Raw genomic sequence first — 19,511 nt, 5'->3', positions numbered from 1 at the left:
GCCCCCCCCCCCCCCCCCCCCCCCCAACACCGGTTGTTGCCCGCAAGGGCATTGTCCGCGCCTGCGTTCGGCCGATTTGGGCCCGAGCTTGTTGGCGCTACAGCGCCCGCAGCACCACGGCGCTGCCTTGCCCGCCGCCGCCGCAGATGCCGGTGGCGCCCACGGAGCCGGCGCCGAGCTCGGCCAGCTGGCGGGCCAGCGTGCCGACGATGCGTGCGCCCGAGGCGCCGATCGGGTGACCCAGGGCGATGGCCCCGCCCTTGGCGTTCACGATTCCGGGATCGATGCCGAGCTTCGCGGTGGAGCGCACGCCCACGGCGGCAAACGCCTCATTGATTTCCACGGCCTTCAGGTCCGCCGGCGCAATGCCGGTGCCCTCCAGTGCCGCGAGGATGGCGTTGGCCGGCTGCTCGTGCAGCAGCACGTCCGGACCTGCCACCAGTGCGTGGGAGACGATCTCGGCAATCGGCTTTAGCCCCAGGCGTTCGGCGGCGGCCTTGCTCACCAGCACCACCGCTGCGGCGCCGTCGGTGATCTGCGAGGCGTTGCCCGCGGTGATGGTGCCTTCCTTGCTGAATGCCGGGCGCAGCTTGCCCAGGGAATCCACCGTGGTGTCGGCGCGGATCCCGTCATCGGCGGACACGACGGTGTCCCCGCGCCGGGAGGTGATGGTGAACGGCGCGATCTCCCCGGCGTGGAACTCGGCGGCCGCGGCGGCCAGCTGGTGCGAGCGGGCGGAGAACTCGTCCTGCTCCGCACGGGTGATGCCCATGGCGGTGTTGCCGTCCTCGGTGGAGGAACCCATGGAACGCTTTTCAAACGCGTCGGTGAGCCCGTCGAATTCGAGGGTGTCGATCAATTCAATGGCGCCGTACTTGGTCCCGGCGCGTGCCCGCTGCACGTGGGGTGCCAGCGACATGGATTCCTGGCCGATGGCCACCACCACGTCCGCCTCCCCGGCGTCGATCATCCGTGTCCCTGCCACCACGGCCTCGGTGCCCGAGAGGCATACGGCGTTCAGCGTCAGCGCCGGGACGTTGAAGCCGATCCCGGCTCCCACGGCGGACTGGCGTGCCGGGTTCTGCCCGGCGCCGCCCTGCAGCACCTGGCCGGCGAATACCCGCTGGACCTGGTCTGCGGAGATCCCGGCACGCTCGAGAGCCGCCGCGGCGGCGTGCGCTCCCAGGGCCGTGCCGGACACGGTGCCCAGGGCCCCGTTGAATCGGGCGAACGGGGTGCGGGCGTACCCGGCGATCAATGCGCTCATGCTGCTTCTTCTTCCTCAAGGTCAATGGTGAATGGGGCCCCGGTGGCCTCGTACAGGGACTCGACGGTGATGCCCGGTGCCACGGCGCGCAGCACCAGGGCGGAGTCAACCACGTCGAACACCGCGCGGTCGGTGATGATCCGGTCCACCACGCCGACCCCGGTCAGCGGCAGGTCGCAGGCTTCGACGATCTTCGGGGTCCCGTCCTTGGCCACGTGGTCGGTGATCACGATGACGCGCGGGGTGCCGGCGACCAGGTCCATGGCCCCGCCCATGCCCTTGACGAGCTTGCCGGGGATGGTCCAGTTGGCCAGGTCGCCGTTGGCGGCGACCTGCAGGGCGCCGAGGATCGCGGTGGCCACGTGACCGCCGCGGATCATGCCGAAGGAGGTGGCCGAGTCGAAGTAGCTGCCGCCGGGCAGCAGGGTGACGGTCTGCTTGCCCGCGTTGATCAGGTCGGCGTCCTCTTCCCCCTCATAGGGGAACGGGCCCATGCCCAGCAGGCCGTTCTCCGACTGCAGGGTGACGCGCACGCCCTCGGGCAGGTTGTTGGCCACCAGGGTCGGGATCCCGATGCCCAGGTTCACGTATTGGCCGTCCGTCAGTTCGCTGGCGGCAATGGCCGCCATTTCATCGCGTGTCCACATGCTGCTTATGCCTCCTGGCGGACGCGCACGGTCCGCTGTTCGATGTCCTTGATGCCGTCGGCGGCGACGACGTGCTGCACGAAGATGCCGGGGGTGTCTACGAGGGACGGATCCAGGTAGTCGTCGTGGATGAGCTCGGCCTCGGCGAAGGTGATTCGCCCGGCCGCGGCGACGAGCGGGTTGAAGTTCCGTGCGGTCATCCGGTAGCGCAGGTTGCCCTCCGGGTCTGCCTCGAATGCGCGGACCAGGGAGATGTCGGCGACGATGCCGCGCTCCAGGATCGCGGCACGGCCGTCGAACTCCATGGTTTCCTTGCCCTCGGCGACCGGGGTGCCGACGCCGGTGGGGGTGTAGAAGGCGGGGATGCCCGCGCCGCCTGCCCGCAGGCGCTCGGCCAGCGTGCCCTGGGGAACGAACTCGACCTCGAGCTCGCCGTCCAGGAACTGCTGGGCGAAGAGCTTGTTCTCGCCCACGTAGGAGGCCAGCACCTTGGAAACCTGCTTGTTCTCCAGCAGCAGGCCAAGCCCCTTGCCGTCCACGCCCATGTTGTTCGAGACGATGGTCAGGCCGGTCGCCCCCGAGTCGCGCAGGGCGGTGATCAGCCGGGTGGGGATTCCGCTAAGGCCGAAGCCGCCCACCGCGATGGTCATTCCGTCGCGCACGGTTGCGGCCAATGCCGCAGCGGCATCGCCGATGACTTTCGTTGCCATGATTCTCCTTGATTCGTCCACGATGTGGATTGGATCACTTGCCTGCTTTGACCGTACTGATTGCGAGCATTTCCGGTCAACGAATCGGGTCAATGTGACCTGGATTGCTCGGCTGGTGGTTTGTTGATTGAATCTCGTCCATAATATGGACATGAATAACGCGTTTCCCGGGGCCCAGGTGGTGGGCCGGATGGCGGCCGTGCTGCGTGCCGTCAGCACCGCGATGCCCAGGGGCATTTCCACGGCGGAGGTGGCCCGGAGGACAGGGCTGGCGCGCCCCACGGTCCACCGCTTGCTGGCCGCGTTGGCGGCCGAGGGGTTTTGTGACCACGACAACCGGGAGGGTCTGTGGCTGCTGGGTCCCGAAATGTACCTGATGGGCACCGTGGCGGCCGAACGCTACGACATTACCGAGATCGCCCGTCCCCATGTCGCGGCCCTGGCCGAGGCCACGGGCGAGAGCGCGTTTCTCTCGGTGCGCCGCGGAGATGAGACCGTTTGCCTGCTGCGGGCCGACGGGGCATTCCCGATCCGCTCCTTCGTGCTCTACGAGGGCAAGCGATTCCCGCTCGGTGTAGCCTCGGCGGGGTTGGCGATCCTGTCGTTCCTGTCCGAAAAGGCGATCGAGCGCTATCTGGAGGGCAGGGACCTGGCTACGGAACATGGAAGCGACCACGCCCCCGAGCCGTTGCGCCGGCGCATTGCCGAGACGCGTGAGCGCGGATGGGCGGAAAACCCGGCACTGATCGTGGAGGGAAGCTGGGGGATGGGTGCCGCCGTCTTCGACGCAGCCGGCCAGCCCGCCTGGGCATTGAGCCTGACCGGAGTCGAGTCGCGTTTCTCGCCCGAGCGACGCCCCGAAATGGGACGCCTGCTGATGCACCATGCCCACGAGCTGTCGAAGAAGTTGCGCGGCGAACAGGCGCTGCCCGTTCGCTGAACCGAGCCCTTTCCTCCGGCCACCGGCGGCGGGCTGAGGGCAGGCAATCCGCAGCCGACTTCACGCGACCAGCCCTCACCTTGTCGGGGCCCGGCATTGAAAACCGGCCCGTCCGGGCGACTGCGCCCGATGTTCCGATCGGTCCTTTGCGGTAGCCCGTAAAGGGTTGATGACCTGTGCTTACCCAACACATCCCCGCGTCTGACGGGGCTTGCAAGGTTGTGGCGATTCAACTCCCGTGGCCGCCGGAGATGCTAAAGGCCCGCTTGACAGCCGGTGTGACTTGCCTCATTCTGGTTTACTGTAAACCTTTACAGTTTTGGTGACCGGCACCACTGGTGCAGCATTCGGGACCCTGAACTCGTCAACGAAGACAGTGAAAGCGAAGGGACGACGTGGCAAATATCCACGATGTTGCACGTGCCGCGGGCGTTTCGATCGCCACCGTTTCCCGGCACCTGGCGGGCCAGCGGATCCGCTCCACTTCTGCGGTTGAAAGAGCCATTGCGGAACTGGATTTCCGTCCCAACACCAGTGCGCGCGGTCTCAGGCTGGGGCGCCACAACACGGTCGCGGCCATCGTTCCGGACATCTCCAACCCCTATTTCGCCCAGATCGTGCGTGGTCTGGAGGAAACCATCGCCCCGGCTGGCCTGCGCGTTGTCGTCGCCAGCAGCAATGAGGACGCGGACACCGAGGTCCAGTTGCTGAACCGACTCAGCGATGCCGTTGACGCCTTCGTGCTGGTACCCGCCATCGAATCCGATGCCACCAAGGTCGCGCTGGAAAGGATTGCCCTGCCCACGGTCCTGGTCGACCGCGTCCTGCATGAGGAATCGGCCTTCGACGTCGTCGTCGTGGACAACGCAGCAGGTGCCGAGCTGGCAGCCCGGCACCTGACCGGGCTCGGCCACACACGCCTGGCAATCATCAGCGGCCCCCAGACTTCACTGCCCGGCCGGATCCGCCACGAACAATTCATTGCCGCCGCTGCCGAGGCGAATGTCTTCATCCCCGAATCGTTCCGCAAGATCGGGCAATTCACCCAGGAATATGGGTACGCGGCCACCCGCGAACTGCTGGCCGAAGCCGAGCGGCCCACCGCCATTTTCGTCGGCAACAACCTCATGGCACACGGTGCACTCAAGGCGCTCAACGAGGCCCGTATCGCCGTGCCTGCCGAGCTGTCCATGCTGAGCTTCGACGACTTCGCCCTGGCTGAACTTCTGAACCCCCCGCACTCGGTCATCTCGCGACCGGCAGGCCTCGAGGGCCAGATTGCCGGCGAGCGGATCCTGCACCGGCTCGCCGAGCCCGACACCCCCGCGGTCAAGCGGATCCTGCCGGTGAGCCTGACCTTGCGTGCCTCAACGGCGGCTCCGCCCACGGCGCCCTAGACGCCTTCAACCACCAGCTTTTCCCGGCACCCAGCCCAGTACAAAGGACACGGCCACCAAAAATGAACCCCACTACGCCCCGCGCCAGCAAGGTCGTGGTCATTGGCAGCATCACCTGCGACCTGACCACGTTCTCCACCCGCCTGCCAAAGCCCGGCGAAACCATATTGGGCAACGACTTCTCCATGGTCCTGGGCGGCAAGGGCGCCAACCAGGCGATCGCCGCCGCGCGGGCCGACAGCGAGGTCCACATGATCGGGTGCGTGGGCGACGATTCCTTCCGGGACCTGGTGCTGGATTCACTGAACGCCGAGAACATCGACACCACCTCGGTGCTCAGTGTCGCCGGTCCCACCGGAATCGCGCACATCCGGGTTGACGATTCCGCCGAGAACGACATCGTCATGGTTCCCTTGGCCAACGCCAAGCTCGGCGTGCAGCAGGTCAGGGACGCGCTGGCCCCGCTCGGTGGCCCAGGCGACGTGGCCTTGATCCAGCTTGAGATCCCGCACGCCAGCGCGATCGCCGCGGCCCACCTGGCCCACGCCTCCGGCATGACCGTGGTGCTGGATCCCGCACCGGCGCCGGCCACCGCCCTGGACGAGTCGTTGTGGGCCTCCGTGGACATCGTGACCCCCAACGAAACCGAGGCCCGGCTCATCACCGGCATCAACGTCACCGATGCCGCCACGGCGGTCGAGGCAGGACGCTGGTTCACCGACCGCGGCGTGGGCCGGGCCATTGTCACCCTGGCCGGGGCAGGAACCGTCGTGGTCTCCTCCGGGGGTGCGGAGCACTACCCGGCGTTCAAGGTGACGGCCATCGACACCACCGCGGCCGGAGACGCATTCGCCGGCGCACTTGGCTCCGCCATGGCGGCCGGCAACGACTGGGAAGAAGCACTCAACACCGCCATGGCCTCCGGTGCGCTGGCCGTGACGGTCGCCGGAGCCAGCCCCAGCATCCCCACCCGTGCTGCGGTCGAGGAATTCCTCGCCGCACACAAATAGACCCAGGCCCACCCCGAACGACAAGGACGTCAAGCGTGCGCAAGAACAACGGAACACTGAATCCGGCACTGAGCCGGGTCATCTCCGAGACAGGTCACACCGACGAAATCGTCATCACCGACGCCGGACTGCCCATTCCGGCCGGCGTCGAGCGGATCGATTTCGCCCTGAAGCCCGGCACCCCCGGATTCCTCGAGGTGCTGGATGTGGTGCTCAACGAGATGGAGGTCGAGGGAGTGGTTCTCGCCCGGGAAATCCAGGACCAGAGTCCAGCGATGTTCGCGGAGATCAAATCCCGCTTCGATGAATTGGGCATCGCCCTGCGACTGATCCCGCACACCGACTTCAAGGAACGCACCAAGGGCGCTCGCGCGGCGGTCCGCTCCGGTGAAACGACCTCGTACGCAAACGTCATTCTCCAGGCCGGGGTGGTGTACTAAGCATGGGCGTTGAAATAGTCGACATCCACAAGTCCTTTGGCGAAAACGAGGTCCTGCGCGGCATCAACCTGTCCCTGGCCCCGGGAGAAATCGTGTCCCTGGTGGGGGAGAACGGCGCCGGCAAGTCCACGCTGACCAGCATCATCTCCGGAGCCCACAAGCAGGACTCCGGCAAGATCCTCGTCGACGGGACCGAGCACAGGTTTTCCTCCCCGCAACAGGCCATGGCCGAAGGCATCCAGGTCATCTACCAGGAGATCAAGCAGAACCTCTTCCCGCACCTGGACGTGGCCACCAACCTCTTTGCCCGCGACCACGAGCGCAGCTTCGGCTCGCTGTTCGTCCGCAAGAACCTCATGCATGCCACGGCCGCCGACGTCCTGGCCCGGGTGGGCCTGAAGGTGGACACCCGAGCGCCGGTCTCCTCGCTGTCCGTGGGGGAGCAACAGATGGTCCAGATCGCCAAGACCATCCACAACCAGGTGCGGGTGCTGATCCTGGATGAGCCCACCGCGGCCCTTGACCAGCGCGAGTCCGAGCAGCTTTTTGAGCAGGTCAACAAGCTCAAGTCCGAAGGCGTGGCCATCATCTACATCAGCCACAGGCTCCCGGAGGTCTTTGCCCTCTCGGACCACATCGTGGTGCTGCGCGACGGACAGGTCTCGCTGCGCGGGACCCCGGATGAGCTGACCGAAAAGCAGGTGGTCGCGGCCATGGTCGGCGAGCAGGTTGACGACTTCTACCCCAAGGAAGAGCACGCCACCTCCACGGAACGACTGGTCGTTTCCGGGCTCTCACGTGGCGACGACTTCCACGACGTCAGCTTCACCGTGAACGCCGGAGAGGTCCTGGGCATCGGGGGAGTGATGGGCAGCGGCAAGAGCGAGATCTTGCGCTCGCTCTTCGGACTCGAGCAGGCGCAGGGGCAGGTGCGCATCGACGGGAAGGATGCACGGGCCAAGAACCCCAAGCAGGCCATCTCCCGGTCCATCGCCTACCTGACACCCGACCGGCAGGCCGAGGGCCTGGCCCTGGGCCAATCCATCGCGCACAACCAGTCACTGGCCACGCTCGAAGAGATCAGCACCGGCGGCATCGTCAGCCGATCCAGGGAACGTGCACGGTCCTTGGAGGTCTCGGGCAAGCTGAACATCAAGACCACGAGCGTCAACGCCCTGGTCTCGTCCCTGTCCGGCGGAAACCAGCAAAAGGTCCTGCTCGCGCGGTGGCTCTTGAGCAACCCGAAGGTCCTGCTCATGGACGAGCCCACGCGCGGGGTGGACGTCGGCGCGAAGGCAGAGATCTACCGGATCATCCAAAACGCCGCGGCCGAGGGAATGGCCGTGGTGATGGTCTCCTCGGACCTCCCCGAACTGGTGGAGATGTCGGACCGGGTGATCGTCATGCGCAATGGCACCCCGGTCGCCGAGTTGAGCGGCCCCCAACTAACCCAGCATTCAGTCCTTGAACACGCTTTGGAGAGTACCTCGTCATGAATCGATTTGCAGCAGTAGCGGATCAACTCCGCGCGGTCTGGATGCTGGCCATCGTGGCCATCGCCTTGGTCATCGCAACCCCGTTGTTCCAGCAGCCCACCAACCTCTTGAACATCCTGGTCACCGCGGCGGTGGTCACCCTGCTGGCCATCGGCCAGACATATGTCATCATCCTGGCCGAGATCGACCTCTCCGTCGGTGCCGTCCTGGGCTTCAGCGCCATGTCCTCCGCCATGGTCATGGCCGAGCACGGCTTCATTGCCGGCTTCCTCGTCGGACTTGGCGTTGGCGCCGGGGCAGGACTGGTCAACGGGCTGCTGGTCACCAAGACCCGGATGCCATCCTTCATTGCCACGCTGGCCACCATGTCGATTTTTGCCGGGTTGGCGCTGCAGCTCTCCCAGGGCAACCCGGTGGGCGTCACGTCCAACGCGTTCCTGGCCATGGGCCAGGGCAAGTTCCTGGGCATCGCCAACCCCATCTGGATCATGCTGGTGGTCGCCGCGGTCGCAGGATACATATTGGCCCGCACCAAGTTCGGCCGCGAACTCTACGCCACCGGTGACAACGTCGAAGCCTCGAGGCTCTCGGGCATCTCCACCGACCGGGTCAAGATCCTGGCCTTCACGATTTCGGGCCTGCTCGCGGCCATCGCCGGATTCATCCTCACGGCCCGCCTGGGAACCGCCCAGCCGACGGCCGGCACGGGACTCGAACTTGCAGCCATTGCCGCGGTCATCATCGGCGGCACCTCCTTGGCCGGAGGCCGCGGCGCCATCATCGGCACCGTGATCGGCGGCATCCTGCTGGCCACGATCGACAACGGGCTGAACCTGCTCAACGTCTCGCCCTTCCTGCAGAATGTCGTCAAGGGCCTGGTCATCCTGATCGCCGTCTACCTTGACCGGAACTCAGGCATGCTGGCGCGCATCTTCAGGGGCACACCCGTGGGCAAGGCGACCAAGCGGCCCAATGGAAAATTTGTGCTGCCCGCCATCGCCGTCATCGTCGCCATCGCCGTCATTGCCGTCGTCACGGTGGTGAACCGCGGCAATTCCGCCGTCGCCGAGGCCAAGAGCGCGACCCTGGTGATCTCCACGCTGAACAACCCGTTCTTCGTCTCCGTTGCCGACGGGTCCAAGGCCCAGGCCGAGGCGGACGAGATTGCCCTGGATGTGCAAAACGCCAACAACGACGACACCGCCGCGTTGAACCAGGCCACCACGGCATTGGTCAAGAAGCCCGACGTATTGATCCTGGACCCGACCTCGAGTGAATCGGGTGGCTCGATCGTGCAGCAGGCCAACGCCGCGGACGTTCCCGTGGTCGCCTTTGACCGCATGCCCGACAAGGGCGAATTGCGTGCCTTCATCGGATACGACGCCGTGGAGGCGGGCAAGAACGGTGCCAAGGCCTTGTGCGAGGCCGTTGGAGGGAAGGGCAATGTGGCCGAGGTCCAGGGCATCCTGGGCACGTCCGTGGCACGCGACCGTTCCAACGGCTTCCGCGAGGGCATGAAGGAATGCCCCGGCGTGAAGATCGTGGCGACGCAGACCGCCAACTTTGACCGCGGAAAGTCCCTGGACGTCACCAACAACATCCTCCAGGCCAACCCGTCCCTCGACGGCATCTATGCGGCCAACGACGAAATGGCCCTGGGCTCGGTGGCCGCCGTGAAGTCCCGCAACCTCGTGGGCCAAGTGCAGATCGTCGGCAACGACGGCATCGGAGATGCCCTGAGCGCGGTAAAGGCCGGCCAGATGTATGCGACAAACGCCGAGTCCCCCTTCGCCCTCGGCCAGGAAGTCGTGCGGATCGCCGGGGAGGTTGCCGCCGGAAACGACGTCAACAAGGAACAGGTCTTGCAGGGCCGGATCGTCGTCAAGGACGACGTCGCCGGGTTCTGCGACTACCTCACCGGCCTCGGCGACGCCACCACATGCAAGTAACAGGCAACAAGACAGGAACAACGATGACCGAGAACACCGTGGGCGGCCCCGAACTGGCCGGCCTGATTGACCACACGCTGCTGACGCCCGAGGCGACCCGGAAAGATGTGTTGGCCGCGGCGGCCGAGGCGGCCGCGCTGGGCACCTATTCGCTTTGCGTTTCCCCGGCCATGCTGCCGCTGCCCGAAAGCACGGTTCCCGTGGTGGCGGTGTGCGGATTCCCCTCCGGCAAGCATTCGGCCGCCATCAAGGCCGCCGAGGCCGCCGAGGCCGTGGCCAACGGCGCTTCAGAGATCGACATGGTCATCAACCTGGGTCTGGCCACGGCCGGGGACTTCGCAGCCGTGGAAGCCGAAATCGCGGCTGTCCGGGCGGCGGTGTCGGCGCCACGCGTCCTGAAGGTGATCATCGAATCGGCAGCGCTCAGCGATGCGCAGGTCATCGGCTGCTGCGAGGCCTCCGAACGCGCGGGCGCCGATTTCGTCAAGACCTCCACCGGCTTCCACCCGGCCGGTGGTGCCAGCATCCACGCCGTGGAATTGATGGCCAAGACCGTGGGCGGGCGTTTGGGCGTCAAGGCCTCCGGCGGCATCCGGAACCAGGAAACCGCACTGGCCATGATTGCTGCCGGGGCCACCCGGCTGGGAGTTTCCGGCACCCGGAATCTGTTGCAGGGAACCGCGGCAACCTCGGGGTACTAATTACCCCATGCCATGGGGAGAGGGACGGTGCGCAAGCACCGTCCCTCTCCTTTTAACAGCCATTGTTCGGCATTGCAGATTCAGGCGCCGATGCCTCTCCGATTGGCCTATCGCGGTGCCCTTCCCGGTAGTGGGGCGGCGGGCGTGGGATCGCCGGGCTGATTGCCTGCGGCTGTCATCGGCTCCCGGTGGCGAGGATCTCGCGGGCGATCTGCGCGCCGGCGGCGCGCATGTGCACCTCGTCGCCGGCCACCAGAACCCGCGCAAAGGCTTCGCGCGGAGCATCTTCGGTGACAGAACCGACCACGGCGTAGACCGGAATGCCCCCGCAACGGGCCATGATGACCGAAATGATCTTGCCCTGCAGGGTCTGGGAATCCAGGCGCCCCTCGCCGACCACCACCGCGTCGGCGTCCGCGACGGCATGGTCGAAATCGATCGCGTCGAGCACGAAGTCGGCGCCGGAGCGCAGCTCGGCCCCATAGCAGGCCCAGAGCCCGCCGCTGAATCCGCCGGCTGCGCCGGTGGCAGGCACGCCCCGCGGGTCCCGCGGCAGGGTGGCGGCCAGTGCGTGCAGGCGCGCGGTCAGCAACTGCACCTCGTCCACGGTCGCGCCCTTCTGCGGGCCAAAGACCACTGCGGCGTCCTCGAAAGCCGTGGTGACGTCGCTGAGCACCACAACCTGTGCGCCGCGCAGCCCGCCGTGTTCGGTGATCGCCGCGCACGCACCTGCTCCGCCGTCGGTGGTGGCCGACCCGCCCGCTGCAACCACGAGCCGCCCGGCACCGCGCTTCACCGCATCGACCATGAGCAGGCCGGTGCCATAGGTGTCGGCAGTGGGCGCATTGCGCCCGCCCGGGGCCGGCAGGGTGATGCCGCTGGCCGCGGCCAGGTTGATGTAGGCCGTGCCGTCCGGGCACAGCGAGTAGGCGGCTCGTAACGGATCCCGCCAGGGGCCCACGGTGTCCGCATGGATCCGCTCGGCGCCGAGGGCGGCACCAAGGATTTCCTCGGTGCCTTCCCCGCCGTCGGCCACCGGCAGTTCCATGGCTTCGGCACCCATGGACCTGATGCCACCGGCGATCGCCGCGGCGACCTGGGCGGCGGTGAAGGTGCCCTTGAAGCTGTCGGGGGCAATAAGGATTTTCATGGTTCTTTCCTAGAAACCGACGTTTTCGCGACCCTTGAGCTGCAGCATTTCGCGGGCCTCGTCAGGGGAGGCGACCTCGAAGTTCAGCGCCTCGAGGATGGTGCGGATGCGGGTGACCTGCTCGGCGTTGGAGACGGCCAGCTGGCCCGGGCCGATCCAGAGCGAATCCTCCAGGCCCACGCGGACGTGGGAGCCCATGGCCGCACCGATGGTGGCCAGCGGCATCTGGTTCTTTCCGGCACCCAGGATCGACCACTCGTAGGAGTCGCCGAAAAGCCGGTCGGCGGTGCGGCGCATGTGCATCAGGTCCTCGGGGTGCGCCCCGATGCCGCCGAGCAGCCCGAACACGGATTGGACGAAGAGCGGGCCGCGGGCCAGGCCCCGCGCTTGGAAGTGCGCGAGGTTGTTCAGGTGCGAGATGTCGTAGCACTCGAACTCGAAGCGGGTGTCGTTCGTGTTGCCGATCTCCAGGATCTTCTGGATGTCGGCGAAGGTGTTCTTGAAGACCAAATCCCGGGAATTTTCCAGGCCTTCGCGTTCCCATTCGTGCCCGAATTCCTTGAAGCGATCGAGCATCGGGTAGAGGCCGAAGTTCATCGAGCCCATGTTCAGCGAGGCGAGCTCCGGCTTGAACTCCATCACCGGGCGCATGCGTTCCTCGACGCTCATATGCGGGGAGCCGCCGGTGGTGATGTTGATGACGGCGTCGGTGTTGGCCTTCAGCTTGGCCAGGATCGGCTCGAAATGTGCGGGGTCTTGGGAGGGACGCCCGTCCTTGGGATCGCGGGCGTGCATGTGCACGATCGAGGCCCCGGCCTCGGCGGCACCGATCGCCGCGTCGGCGATCTCATCGGCCGTCACCGGCAAGTGCGGGGACATGGTGGGGGTGTGGATCGCGCCGGTGACGGCCGAGGTGATGATGACCTTGCGTGTATTTGCCATGGTGGTGTCGAATTCCTTAGTAGAGCTTTTCGGTGTTGCCGTCGACGGCCATTGCCTGGCCGTTGACGTTGCGGGCCAGGGTACTGGCCAGGAAGAGGGCCATGTCTGCGATGTCGCCGGCATCGACCAGTTGGTTCAGCGAGGACTGGCGGTGGTAGAGGTCCGAGACCTCCTCCAGCGGGCGGTCCAGCATGGCGGCCTTGGCCTGGATGACCGATTCGATGCGCGGGCCGTTCACGGCTCCGGGGCAGATGGCGTTGACGCGGATGCGCTCCTCACCCAGCTCGATGGCCAGGGTCTTGGTCAACCCGATCACGGCCCACTTGGACGCCGAGTAGGGGCTGCGACCGGCCATGCCCAGGCGGCCGGCGGCCGAGGAGAGGTTGATGATCGAGGTGTCGCGCCCCTCGCGCAGCAGCGGGAGCAGGTGCTTGATGCAGTAGAACTGGCCGTGGACGTTCACGTCGAAGGTGGTTTTCCAGGCCTCGGAGTCGAGAGTGTCGATGGGTCCGGTGGGGCCGGCGATGCCCGCATTGTTGACCAGCACGTCCAGTCCGCCAAGCTCGGTGCCGACCGCGGTGGCGAGCTCGATGACCTGGGATTCGTCCGACACGTCGCTCACCATTGCGGCGAATCCTGCCTCGCGGGCGGCCTCGACGGCGGCCGGGTTGATGTCGGTGACGAACACGGCCGCGCCGAGGTCCTTGAATGCGGTGGCGATGGCCAGGCCGATGCCGGCGGCTCCCGCGGTGACCAGCACCCTGCGGTGGGTGAAGTCGAGTCTGTTGTTGTCCATAATGCGTGTCTTCCTGGTCGTGGGGGAATCTAGTGGGCGGCGACGGAGGACTTGGCGGGGTCCTCGGTGCCGCGCTTGAGCTTGCGGGTCAGCAACGCGCCGATGGCGCACATGGCGACGATGAACCAGAGGCCCGAGAGCTTGCTTCCGGTGGTTTCCTCCATGAAGCCCATGACGTAGGGGCCCAGGAACCCGCCGAAGAGGCCCACGGTGTTCACGAAGGCGATGCCGCCGGCCAGGGCCGCGCCGGAGAGGCGCGTTGCGGGGTAGGTGAAGAGGATCGGCTGCAGGGCGAAGAAGTTGAAGGCGGCCAGGCAGAAGCCGAGCATGCCCAGGATCGGTCCGCCGACGGCCCCGAGCGTGAAGCCGGCGACGATGCCGACCATGGTTGAGGTGGCGATCAGGCGGGAGCGCGACGCATTGGTGGCCAGGCGCGGCAGCAGCAGGGCTCCGGCGGCCGAGAAGATCCACGGGATGGAGGTCAGCAGGCCGATCTGGATGGTGTTCAGCTCACCGTAGGTGCCGATGATCGAGGGGAGGAAGAAGCTCAGCGCGTAGACGGCGATCTGGTGGGTGAAGTAGATGGCCACGACCAGCAGGATCTGCTTGTCCTTGAGCACGTGGCGCAGCTTCGAGTTGCCCGAGGCCTTGGCACCGGCGGTCTCCTCGGCCAGGATGCGGGCCTCGAGGTCCTCGGCCTCCTCTCTCGTGAGGAACCTGGATTCGGTGGGCTTGTTGGGCAAGGCCTTCCAGACGACGAAGGCCAAGAAACAGGCCGGGATGCCCTCGATGATGAACATCCACTGCCAGCCGTGCAGGCCGCCAAATCCGTCAAGGGTCAGCAGCACGCCGCCCAGCGGGGCACCGACGATGTTGGCGATGGAGACGCCGAGCAGGAACATGCCGTTGGCCTTGGCGCGGTCCTTGACCACGAACCACTGGGTGATGAAGTAGATGACGCCGGGGAACAGCCCGGCCTCGGCGACGCCCAGCAGCATGCGCAGGATGTAGAAGGACCATTCGCCCTGCACGAACGCCATGCAGGCCGAGAGGATGCCCCAGGTGATCATGATGCGCATGATCCAGAAGCGGGCGCCGACCTTGTGCATGATCAGGTTGGAAGGGATCTCGGACAGGGCATAGGTCAGGAAGAACAGCCCGGCGCCGATGCCATAGGCCGTGGCCGAGATGCCGAGGTCGATTTCCATTCGGTCCTTGGCCATGCCGATGTTCGTCCGGTCGATGAATGCCATGACGTAAGCGGCAATCAGCAGCGGCATGATGCGCCGGAAAATGATCTTGTTGACGACTTCGGGGGACCGCATGGTGGTCGTCCTAGCTGTGGTGGGCATGGTCATGTCTTTCTGGATCGGGGCATGGCGGGGAACGGGGCGCGAGCGCCTCGTGGAGTGGTGGGGCAAAGGGAAGGGAGTGGGTTACCGGGCGCCCGTGTCGGGAGGGCATCCGCAGGTTCTGCCGATGTGCAGTCGGTGGGCGCACACCGAGTGCTTGTAGGTGCCGCGCGGGCGGGTGATTTGGTCAAGGAGTAGCTCGAAGGAACGCTCGGCCATTTCCTTGACCGGTTGGACGATCGTGGTCAGGCCGATGAGCAGGGAACGGCTGCGCGGTAATCCGTCGCTGCCGACCACCGCCACATCCTCCGGGATGCGCAACCCCAAGGAGAGTGCGTGTTCCATGACGCCGATGGCGATCTCGTCGGATCCGCAGACGATGGCCCGTGGCGGGTTGGGCGAACCGAGCAGCTTTTCGCCTGCGACCCGACCGCCGTCGGAATTGAGCCGGGTGCTGATTTTCCGATCCCCGGTGATGGTGACGCCTGCCGCGCTCGCCGTGCGCACGAAGGCTTGTTCGCGGGCCAGCGACGCGGTGGAGAAACGGGGGCCGATGACCGTGGAGATTTCCGTGTAGCCATGGCCCAGGATATGTCCCATCAGGTCGGCGGCCGCGGCGTCGTCGTCGATGCCCACGAAGTCGCCGGGCAGGTGGTCCGAACGCCGCGAGAGGCACACGTACGGGATGCGCTTTTGGCGCAGGGTCCGCAGCGCCCGGGAGTCCTCGCGCAACGCGGCGGCAATGATGACACCGTCCACGTTGCGGGCCGCCAAGGTTCCGGCCACCTGGGCGAGCGACTCGGGGTCGTCCTGGGTGGTGGCGACGAAGACCTCGAACCCCTCGGCGGCGGTGGCGTTGATGATGTGCTGCGCCCACCCCGTGTACATCTGGTTGACGATGTTGGGAAGGATCAACCCCACGACCCGAGTCAGCAGCGGATCGCGGCCCGCCGAGTTGCCGGAGGGCCGGAAGCCCATCTCGTTGGCGATCTTCACGACGTGCCGCCGGGTTTCCATCGAGGCTCCGGGACGCCCGTTCATGATGTAGCTGACCGTAGCCGTGGAGACACCAGATGCGCGGGCCACCGCGGCGGCGGACACCCGGGTGGGTCGGTCCGTCGCGGTGCTGGCGGTGCTCGTCATGTGTGCCTCCTTTTCGGTGTTGGGTCCAGAGCCGGTAAATCCTTGGCGTGTGATCACCATTACAGACCACAGCTCAGCGTTAAGCAACGTTAAGTGACCGGGGGCAAGAGGACCTGGCTGCCGAGGCCGAAATCAGGCCGATAATGTCGGACATTGTCGGGCGCGCATGCTCGGGGAAGGCAAGGGCTGCTTAATATTGCTTACAGCTTCTCGCGCCCGTAAGCTTCAGCAAGGTCACCCCGAAGGCCCGCGGCTTGGGCAGTCTGCGCGGAAGGCCTGGGGGCAGCGGGGAACGAGCCATTCTTGCCGGTCTAACCCCTACCGAAGCATCGGTCCCCGGTTCTAGGCTTGGAACATGTCGCAGGAAGATCCGTCCTCCGCGGACGTAGGAACGACCGACAGGCAAACCGCCACCAACGCGACGCCACCAAAAGCGGGGCACCGCACGTTCATGCATGTGCTGGTCAATACGGCCCTCGCGAACGTGATCACCAGTTTTCTCTGGTTTGCCCTGACCTTCTGGGTGTACCTGGAGACCCGTTCGGTGCTGGCCACCGGCCTCATTGGTGGCACCTACATGCTGTTGGTCGCGTTCTTCGGCCTGTTCTTCGGCGTCCTGGTCGACCGCTACCGCAAGCACGCGGTGATGGTGGGCTCCACGCTGTTCACCGTGGCCTGCTTCGCGGTGGCCGGGGCGATGTTCATGCTGGTTCCCGAGGCCGAGCTGATGAGCCTGACGGGGATCTGGTTCTGGCTCTTTGCCCTCGTGGTGCTCATCGGCGCGGTGGTCGAGCAGCTGCGCAACATCGCACTGTCCACCACCGTGACCCTGCTGGTGCCCGCGGACCGCCGGGCCAACGCCAACGGCCTGGTGGGCACGGTGCAGGGACTCGCGTTCATGATCACCTCCGTCTTCAGCGGCCTGGCCATCGGGTTCCTCGGCATGGGCGGCACGATCATCATTGCGCTCGTGGCCTGCGGGGCGGTGCTGGTGCACCTGCTGTTCCTGAGGATTCCGGAGCCCAAGATCGTGCGCGCCGAGGGACGTGAGAATTTCGCCGAGCTGCGCGCCGGGATCGCCGCGGTCCACGCGACCCAGGGCCTGTTCGCGCTGATCCTGTTCACCACGTTCAACAACCTGACCGGAGGCGTGTTCATGGCGCTGATGGACCCCTATGGCCTGACGATCTTCCCGGTGGAGATCTGGGGCGTCGTGCTCGGGGTGACGGCCACCGGGTTCCTGATCGGCGGCGGATTGGTGGCCAAGTTCGGGCTGGGCAAGAACCCGATCCGCACAATGCTGATCATGGTCGCCTTCAGCGGCGTGTTGGGAGCGACCTTCACGATCCGCGAATGGTGGTGGCTCTACGCCCTGGGCATCTGGATCTACATGATGCTCATCCCCGCAGTCGAGGCAGCGGAGCAGACCGTGATCCAGAAGGTGGTCCCGTACAAGATCCAGGGCAGGGTGTTCGGCTTCGCCATGACTTTCGAGTCGGCCGCCGCCCCGATCACCGCGTTCATGATTGCGCCGCTGGCCGAGTTTTGGATCATTCCCTACATGGCATCCGAGCAGGGCAAGCAAAGCTGGGGCTGGCTGCTGGGGGAGGGGAACGCCCGAGGGATCGCGCTGGTGTTCCTGGTGTCCGGCATCGCCTCGATCTTCCTGGGGCTCGCAGCCTTGACCACGCGGTCGTACCGGCGGCTCTCGGTCGCCTATGCCACGGCTCCGGAGAGCGCGCCGATCGCGGAGGGCCAACAGGACGTGGAAGCCATTTCCGACGAGGAGTCCTGAACGCCGGCTCAGGCGGGTTGATGCCCCGCGCCGAGGTTGCGCTCGATCCGGCGATCCGGGACCAGCCACAGGATGGCGACGACCACGAAGAGCCCCACGCCGACGTAGGCAAAGATCCTGTCGTGCTCTCCGCCCAGCAACGCGGTGAGCACGCCGGCGGTGTAGAGCACCAGGGATGCCTTGCCCTTGAAGTCCCGTCCCATGGCGCGCTTGAGCGCCGAGTCGGCACCCTGCCCGCGAATGATCACGCGCTGCAGGATGAGGTAGGCGGCGGCCGCCGCCAATAGGTTGATGCCGTAGGCGACGACGGGCGTCCTGGCCAGTGAGCTTTCATCCATCCAGGCGGTGCTGAACGGCAGGAGGGAAAGCCAGAACAACAGGTGGAGGTTGGCCCAGAGGACTCCGCCGGTGATCTTCTCGGTGACCTGGAACATGTGGTGGTGGTTGTTCCAGTAGATGCCGATGTAGACGAAGCTCAGCAGGTAGGTCAGCAGGCTGGAACCGATGACCGGGAGGAGCGAGGCCAGGTCGTGGCCGTCCGGGACCTTGAGTTCCAGGACCATGATCGTGATGATGATGGCCAATACGCCATCACTGAATGCCTCCAAGCGGCTGGTGCGCATGCCCGGCCGCTTCCTTTCCCGATACCTGCTCCTGCGTGAAATTGCTGGTCCCGATACTTCCACAGCGCTTGGTGCGTGGCGCGTTTTTTGCGCACTTTATTCCAGGGCAGGGCGGACGGTGCCTGGCAGGCCTGTTTGTCAGCGGCGCAGCCGGAGCGCCGGCGACTTCCTTCGCGTCCTGGCGTACGTCTTCGCCGCGGTCCGCGCGATGTCTTCCTCGATGTCACTAATCCGGCGGCAGGCGAGCTGGGTATCTGCGGGCAGGTCCGGGTCCGCTGCGAGGGAATCCAGGAACGCCCGGGTCATCACGCTGTCCTGGTGGTTGCCCAGGATCCTTTGTAGCCGGCGGGCCGTTCGGGCGAGGGTGAGGGCGTGTTTCGGGTAGATCCCGGCGACGGATTCGGCCCCGTGCAGCAGTCGCTTGGTGGCCTTGCGGAGCCGGTGCAGCGCGACGTCGCGAGCGTGCCCGGGTGAGGATCGCACCATGGCCCGGTGAGCGCGGTCAACGATCCTGGCCTGGTGGTTGACCAGTCCGGCTGCCGCGGAAATGGCCGTTCGGCGGGCCCTGTCCGTGGCCGGGGGATGGTCGCGGAAGTCCCCGAGGTCCTCCAGCAGCCGGTGGTAGCGCTTGGATTTCAGGGCCTTGCGGGCCCTGGCGTAAGCGACATCGTACGCCGCGCCGATTCTTTGCTCGATGGGCCCGGCAACGCGTTCGGTTCCCGATTCCTTGGGCAGTTCAGCGATTCGAGCACGGAGTCGTTCGCGCACGACCTCGGCGTCCCGGGGACGGCCAAGAACCTTGGCCAGCCATTTCAACTCGTGCCCAAGATCTGCCGTGGCATGTGGGTCAAAAATACCGGCGTAGATTTCCAGGGCGGAGCGCAGCCGCCGGGTTGCCGACCTCATGTCGTGGACGGCCTCCGGGCTTCCGGAACGAACCTCGGGATCCTGGGTAAGCAACTCGGTGACCTGGCCGTCCAGGTAGCCGATGGCCACATCCCGGACGGACCCGTTTTCGCGCCTCGCCCGTGCACCGGAGCCGCGCCCGGGCCGCAGCGGGTCGGCGGGTCCCCGGGCATCGGCCATGGTCTGTGTCCTTTCCCGGAACCCCATACGCGGGCAGCCTCCGCAGGCACGTCCCGGTTGCGTCCAT

Annotated in this window: 18 protein-coding genes; 8 read left to right on the top strand and 10 right to left on the bottom strand. The window is 66.2% G+C overall.

Translation table 11 applies throughout. The annotated features are described in order from the left end of the window. Positions 1 to 97 precede the first annotated feature (97 nt). From ACIPVK_RS07490 to ACIPVK_RS07480, 3 genes are read right to left on the bottom strand one after another with little or no spacing between them, the layout of a single operon-like run. On the bottom strand, positions 98 to 1,267 hold the full coding sequence (locus ACIPVK_RS07490; RefSeq protein ID WP_407611338.1) for an acetyl-CoA C-acyltransferase: 1,170 nt from the start codon (positions 1,265 to 1,267) through the stop codon (positions 98 to 100). Further along, positions 1,264 to 1,914: a CoA transferase subunit B gene (locus ACIPVK_RS07485; protein WP_407611337.1), complete on the bottom strand. Its 651-nt coding sequence runs from the start codon at positions 1,912 to 1,914 to the stop codon at positions 1,264 to 1,266. Before ACIPVK_RS07485 ends, ACIPVK_RS07490 begins: the two co-directional genes overlap by 4 nt. A gap of 5 nt (positions 1,915 to 1,919) precedes the next feature. Then, positions 1,920 to 2,624, bottom strand: coding sequence for a CoA transferase subunit A (locus ACIPVK_RS07480; protein WP_407611336.1), 705 nt, complete (start codon positions 2,622 to 2,624; stop codon positions 1,920 to 1,922). A 151-nt stretch (positions 2,625 to 2,775) separates the two neighbouring features. On the opposite strand from ACIPVK_RS07480, the gene ACIPVK_RS07475 reads away from it, so the two are divergent. From ACIPVK_RS07475 to deoC, 7 genes are all read left to right on the top strand, one after another. Next, a complete protein-coding gene (locus ACIPVK_RS07475; protein WP_407611335.1) occupies positions 2,776 to 3,564 on the top strand; it encodes an IclR family transcriptional regulator in 789 nt (262 codons plus the stop codon). A gap of 395 nt (positions 3,565 to 3,959) precedes the next feature. Continuing rightward, positions 3,960 to 4,961, top strand: a complete 1,002-nt coding sequence (locus ACIPVK_RS07470) for a LacI family DNA-binding transcriptional regulator (RefSeq protein ID WP_407611334.1) — start codon at positions 3,960 to 3,962, stop codon at positions 4,959 to 4,961. A gap of 62 nt (positions 4,962 to 5,023) precedes the next feature. Then, positions 5,024 to 5,971 (top strand): ribokinase, encoded by a 948-nt coding sequence (locus tag ACIPVK_RS07465; protein ID WP_407611333.1) that lies wholly within the window; start codon positions 5,024 to 5,026, stop codon positions 5,969 to 5,971. A 35-nt stretch (positions 5,972 to 6,006) separates the two neighbouring features. Beyond that, the gene (gene rbsD, locus ACIPVK_RS07460) at positions 6,007 to 6,411 is read left to right on the top strand and encodes a D-ribose pyranase (protein ID WP_407611332.1); all 405 of its coding nucleotides are present in this window, start codon (positions 6,007 to 6,009) and stop codon (positions 6,409 to 6,411) included. Positions 6,412 to 6,413: 2 nt separating this feature from the next. Next, positions 6,414 to 7,907 (top strand): sugar ABC transporter ATP-binding protein, encoded by a 1,494-nt coding sequence (locus ACIPVK_RS07455; protein WP_407611331.1) that lies wholly within the window; start codon positions 6,414 to 6,416, stop codon positions 7,905 to 7,907. Continuing rightward, entirely contained in the window at positions 7,904 to 9,856 is a 1,953-nt protein-coding gene (locus ACIPVK_RS07450; protein ID WP_407611330.1) for a substrate-binding domain-containing protein, read from the top strand. Before ACIPVK_RS07455 ends, ACIPVK_RS07450 begins: the two co-directional genes overlap by 4 nt. Before the next feature lie 23 nt (positions 9,857 to 9,879). Continuing rightward, positions 9,880 to 10,557: a deoxyribose-phosphate aldolase gene (gene deoC / locus ACIPVK_RS07445; RefSeq protein ID WP_407611329.1), complete on the top strand. Its 678-nt coding sequence runs from the start codon at positions 9,880 to 9,882 to the stop codon at positions 10,555 to 10,557. A gap of 175 nt (positions 10,558 to 10,732) precedes the next feature. Here the strand turns inward: deoC and ACIPVK_RS07440 are convergent, their stop codons facing one another. The 5 genes from ACIPVK_RS07440 to ACIPVK_RS07420 form a co-directional block, all read right to left on the bottom strand. Further along, on the bottom strand, positions 10,733 to 11,707 hold the full coding sequence (locus tag ACIPVK_RS07440; RefSeq protein ID WP_407611328.1) for a glycerate kinase: 975 nt from the start codon (positions 11,705 to 11,707) through the stop codon (positions 10,733 to 10,735). 9 nt (positions 11,708 to 11,716) lie between these two features. Beyond that, entirely contained in the window at positions 11,717 to 12,649 is a 933-nt protein-coding gene (locus ACIPVK_RS07435) for a 3-keto-5-aminohexanoate cleavage protein (protein ID WP_407611327.1), read from the bottom strand. A gap of 16 nt (positions 12,650 to 12,665) precedes the next feature. Then, complete coding sequence (locus ACIPVK_RS07430; protein ID WP_407611326.1) at positions 12,666 to 13,445, bottom strand: SDR family oxidoreductase; 780 nt, start codon at positions 13,443 to 13,445, stop codon at positions 12,666 to 12,668. Positions 13,446 to 13,474: 29 nt separating this feature from the next. Further along, a complete protein-coding gene (locus ACIPVK_RS07425; RefSeq protein ID WP_407611325.1) occupies positions 13,475 to 14,797 on the bottom strand; it encodes an MFS transporter in 1,323 nt (440 codons plus the stop codon). Positions 14,798 to 14,881: 84 nt separating this feature from the next. Beyond that, complete coding sequence (locus ACIPVK_RS07420) at positions 14,882 to 15,940, bottom strand: LacI family DNA-binding transcriptional regulator (protein WP_407611324.1); 1,059 nt, start codon at positions 15,938 to 15,940, stop codon at positions 14,882 to 14,884. Positions 15,941 to 16,295: 355 nt separating this feature from the next. On the opposite strand from ACIPVK_RS07420, the gene ACIPVK_RS07415 reads away from it, so the two are divergent. After that, positions 16,296 to 17,735 carry an MFS transporter gene (locus ACIPVK_RS07415; protein ID WP_407611323.1) on the top strand — a complete coding sequence of 480 codons (1,440 nt, stop codon included), beginning with the start codon at positions 16,296 to 16,298 and terminating at the stop codon, positions 17,733 to 17,735. 8 nt (positions 17,736 to 17,743) lie between these two features. On the opposite strand, the gene ACIPVK_RS07410 is transcribed toward ACIPVK_RS07415, so the two are convergent. Together ACIPVK_RS07410 and ACIPVK_RS07405 are read right to left on the bottom strand one after the other, a co-directional pair. After that, on the bottom strand, positions 17,744 to 18,358 hold the full coding sequence (locus ACIPVK_RS07410; protein ID WP_407611322.1) for a TMEM175 family protein: 615 nt from the start codon (positions 18,356 to 18,358) through the stop codon (positions 17,744 to 17,746). A gap of 138 nt (positions 18,359 to 18,496) precedes the next feature. Then, positions 18,497 to 19,444 (bottom strand): CHAD domain-containing protein, encoded by a 948-nt coding sequence (locus ACIPVK_RS07405; RefSeq protein WP_407611321.1) that lies wholly within the window; start codon positions 19,442 to 19,444, stop codon positions 18,497 to 18,499. Positions 19,445 to 19,511 lie beyond the last annotated feature (67 nt).

It is taken from the genome of Paeniglutamicibacter sp. MACA_103 (genome assembly GCF_045798555.1).
Classification (GTDB): domain Bacteria; phylum Actinomycetota; class Actinomycetes; order Actinomycetales; family Micrococcaceae; genus Paeniglutamicibacter.
Note: the sequence above shows the minus strand (reverse complement) of the source record. Positions and strands in the feature narration are given on the sequence as shown.